The organism is Plantactinospora alkalitolerans, from assembly GCF_015690345.1.
GTDB lineage: Bacteria > Actinomycetota > Actinomycetes > Mycobacteriales > Micromonosporaceae > Plantactinospora > Plantactinospora alkalitolerans.
This window is the reverse complement of record NZ_JADPUN010000360.1, coordinates 1-3,646: the sequence shown is the minus strand read 5'-3', so window position 1 is coordinate 3,646 and position 3,646 is coordinate 1. Positions and strand designations below refer to the sequence as shown.

3 protein-coding genes and 1 pseudogene are annotated in these 3,646 nt (G+C 72.2%); 3 read left to right on the top strand and 1 reads right to left on the bottom strand.

The genetic code is table 11. The annotated features are described in order from the left end of the window. Window positions 1–608: helix-turn-helix domain-containing protein (locus tag I0C86_RS37470; RefSeq protein ID WP_196206055.1), on the bottom strand; the 608-nt coding region annotated here is incomplete at its 3' end. Between the two features lie 462 nt (window positions 609–1,070). Between I0C86_RS37470 and I0C86_RS37465 the strand changes: the two genes are divergently transcribed. From I0C86_RS37465 to I0C86_RS37455, 3 genes and pseudogenes are all read left to right on the top strand, one after another. Then, window positions 1,071–1,379, top strand: a complete 309-nt coding sequence (locus tag I0C86_RS37465; RefSeq protein WP_196206054.1) for a hypothetical protein — start codon at window positions 1,071–1,073, stop codon at window positions 1,377–1,379. A gap of 111 nt (window positions 1,380–1,490) precedes the next feature. Next, a complete protein-coding gene (gene metF / locus I0C86_RS37460) occupies window positions 1,491–2,408 on the top strand; it encodes a methylenetetrahydrofolate reductase [NAD(P)H] (protein WP_196206053.1) in 918 nt (305 codons plus the stop codon). Window positions 2,409–2,547: 139 nt separating this feature from the next. Beyond that, window positions 2,548–3,231 (top strand): annotated as a pseudogene (locus I0C86_RS37455) (CDP-alcohol phosphatidyltransferase family protein); the annotation flags it as partial. Between the last annotated feature and the right edge of the window lie 415 nt (window positions 3,232–3,646).

The window sequence follows — 3,646 nt, the reverse complement described above, 5'->3', positions numbered from 1 at the left end:
GCCGGAGAGGGCAGCAGGTCCCGCCCGCCCACGAGGTCGTCGAGCCGGCGCAGCCGGGCCAGGCCGGTCGCGTCGAGCGGCAACTCCGGCCCCGGCCCCGGCGTCGTCCCCGACGCCGGAGTTGCCGCCGGGGGCGACGTCGTCAGCCGCCGGGCCGGCGGTACGGGCGGCTCCATCAGCCGCCGGGCCGGCGGTACGGGCGGCTCCATCAGCGGGTCGTTCGGATCGGTGAGCCAGGCGTGCGCCGAGGCCAGCAACTCCTGGCGGATCCGGGTCATCCCGGACGTCTCGCCGGGGCCGGTGTCACTCCCGGACCGTGCCTCGGCCAGCCCGATCGTGGCCCGGGTGGTCGCGGCGGCGGTTGTCAGGTCGGCGATGGACACGTCGAGTACGGCCGCGAGCCAGCCGAGCCAGAACTCGCCGGGAACCCGTTGCTGCCGCTCCCATCGGGAGACCTCGTGCCGGCTGACGGTCGGTACGCCGGAGGCCGCGCAGAGCTGTTCGGCCACCCGAAGTTGGCTCCAGCCCCGGGCGAGGCGCAGCTCGGTCAGGAGTGTGCCGAGCGAAGGCGTGGTGATGTCGAAGGGATCATGGTCGAAGCGGGTCATGGCGGTCCTCTGGCCGGAATAGTCGACGAACCTCCTGCTGACCCCCGCGCACGGCCCCTGGAGCCGGCGTCCGGCCGGCCCCACGTGCGTCGGCTATTCCTACCGACCCGGTACGACGTTCTGCCCGCCCCCGGTGAACCCGGCACCCGGCTCACGGTCGGATCGCTCGGCTCACGGTCGGATCGCTCGGCTCACGGTCGGTGTCGCCCCCGGTCTACGTCGATCTTGACGACTTTTTGTCGCCGGAACGACTGACAGTCGCCGGACGACAACAGGTCATCAACATCCAACTGGCGTCGAGGGGGTCGGGATCGTTCGCGTTGGCCCCTGGCCGGCTCCCTGGCCCCGGGGCCAGGAGGCCGGCCCCCTGGCGTTGGCTACTCCCTGCCGGTCCGAACGACGTTTTGCTCGTTCCGTGGCGGCTGGATCAGTCCGCCCGACCACCCGCCGAGGAGTGTCGTGATGAGCGAGTTGCCGTTCGATCCGGAGAATCCGCCCGACGAACCACCACCGGAGGTGGTGCAGCCGATGGCCTGGCGGCTGGCCGTACGCCTGCACCGTGATCACAGTCCGCAGCCCGTCGAACCGCTGTCCGGAGTGCCGCTGCCTGCGGGACCGCTGCCTGCGGGACCGCTGTCGAGCGTGCCGGGGTCGGCCGGCGCGAACACCTGCCGGACCTGCGGGGACCCCTGGCCCTGTCACGGCCGCCGGATCGCCGTACGGGGCCTGCTCGCCGCCTGCCGGCCGCCTCGCTCGGGGCGGGCCGGATGATCGGGTTGGGTCGGGACTGTGACGCCGACCTGACATCGAAAAGCCGACTCCCCGCCCCGAACGGCGCGCGATGGGATGAGATCGGGCCGGTACGCCCGGTAGAGTCGCGGCGTGGCCCTCGGTCTTCCCTCCATCCTCCCCGACTCGCCACCGTCGATCGGGGACCTCGTCCGTGGCCCCCAGCCGACCTTCTCGTTCGAGTTCTTCCCGCCCAAGACCGCCAATGGCGAGCGTCTGCTGTGGCAGGCGATCCGGGAGCTGGAGTCGTTGCGTCCGTCGTTCGTCTCCGTCACCTACGGGGCCGGCGGGTCGAGCCGGGACACCACGGTCGCGGTGACGGAGCGGGTCGCCACCGAGACGACCCTGCTGCCGATGGCGCACCTGACCGCGGTCAACCACTCGGTCGCCGAGTTGCGCAACGTGATCGGCCGACTGGCCGGTGCCGGGGTCCGCAACGTGCTCGCCGTCCGTGGCGACCCGCCGGGCAATCCGATGGGGGAGTGGGTGCAGCACCCGGAGGGCGTGCTCTACGCCGAGGACCTGGTCCGGCTGGTCCGCGACTCGGGCGACTTCAGCGTCGGGGTGGCCGCCTTCCCGTACAAGCATCCCCGCTCACCCGACATCGCCACCGACACCGAGTACTTCATCCAGAAGTGCCGGTCCGGCGCCGACTTTGCGATCACCCAGATGTTCTTCGACGCCGACGACTATCTCCGGCTCCGGGACCGGGTCGCCGCCTCCGGCTGCGACACGCCGATCCTGCCCGGCGTCATGCCGGTCACCCAGTTCAGCACCATCGAGCGCTCGCAGCAGCTCTCCGGAGCGCCGTTCCCGCCCGCGCTGGCCGCCCAGTTCGAGCGGATCGCGGACGATCCGGAGGCGGTCCGCCAGCTCGGCATCCAGCAGGCCAGCGAAATGTGCCGGCGGCTGCTCGACGAGGGCGTACCGGGGATCCACTTCATCACCTTGAACCGGTCGACCGCGACCCGGGAGGTCTGGCAGACCCTCCAGGCCGGCGTGCGGGTCTGACCGGTGGCGGCGCAGGATGACCGGCGGCGGCGCGAGATTACCGCTGGCGGCCCGAGATGACCGGCGGCGGCCTGATGACCGGCAGCGGCCCGCGATGACCGGTTGGGCGCCACCTGAGGCACCGTCCGACGGTTGAGCCATGGTGGGCAACCGGTTGACCTGGGACGAGTACGCCAACAAGTGGGCGCGGCTGCACGGCGGTTTCGATCCCCGGATGGCGACCACGTCGGTGCGCCGCTGGCTGCGCATGTCGTACCACCTGGGCTGTCTTCTGGCTCGACTGCGGGTGTCGCCGACCGCGGTCACGGCGTTCGGCGTGCTCCTCTGCGCCTGCGTACCGGTCGCCGTGCTCCAGGCGCCACCCGGGCCGGTCGGGCCGCTCGTCGCGGCCGGTTTCGTCCTGCTCGCCTCGGTCGCGGACAGCATCGACGGTGCGGTCGCGGTGGTCACCGGCCGGACGACCCGACTCGGATACGTCTACGACTCGCTGGCCGATCGGGTGGGCGAGGTCTGCTGGCTGATCGCCTTCTGGCTGGTGGGTGCCCCCGGGGAACTGGTGGTCGCCGCCGGGGCACTGTCCTGGTTGCACGAGTACACCCGGGCCCGCTCCGTCTCGGCCGGAATGAAGGAGATCGGCACGGTGACGGTGGGGGAGCGGCCGAGCCGGGTCAGTGTGGCCGTGGTCGGACTGCTGCTGGCCAGCGTGGCTCACCTGGTCATGCCGGAGCTGGCGGCCGGGATCATCACCCTGGCCACCGCCATCTGGGTCCTGCTCGGCTTCTTCGGCATGGTCCAGTTGATCTCCGCGGTGCGCCGCTCGCTGAACACCGGACCGGAGTCGTCCGGAAAGTCCTCCCCGGCCGGCCGCCCGGTCGGCGAGGAGTCGTCGGGCCGGAGACCGATCGGGGGCGAGCCAGCCGGACCGGGACCGGCCGGAATCGGAGTTCCGGGAAAGGAACTGGCCAGGCGGGAACCGACGGATATGGAGTTGAGCCGGCGGGACCTGCCCGGAGAAGAGGGATGACCGGCCCGAGCGGGGAACGGCCGGCCCGAGCGGGGAACGGCCGGCCCGGAACGAGGGATGACCGGCCCGGAACGACGCCGAGACGGTCAGGCCGGACCGATCCGGCCCGCGACGATCTGCGCCGACAGGGCGACCATGGGCAGGCCGCCGCCCGGGCGGGGCGATCCACGGAACCGCGGGCGGGCTGCTGCGTACGCCCAATCGGGGTCCGGCG

Bases quoted from the DNA above. Each gene is read 5' to 3' on its own strand.
- I0C86_RS37465 (WP_196206054.1), top strand. From the start codon at position 1,071: ATGAGCGAGTTGCCGTTCGATCCGGAGAATCCGCCCGACGAACCACCA.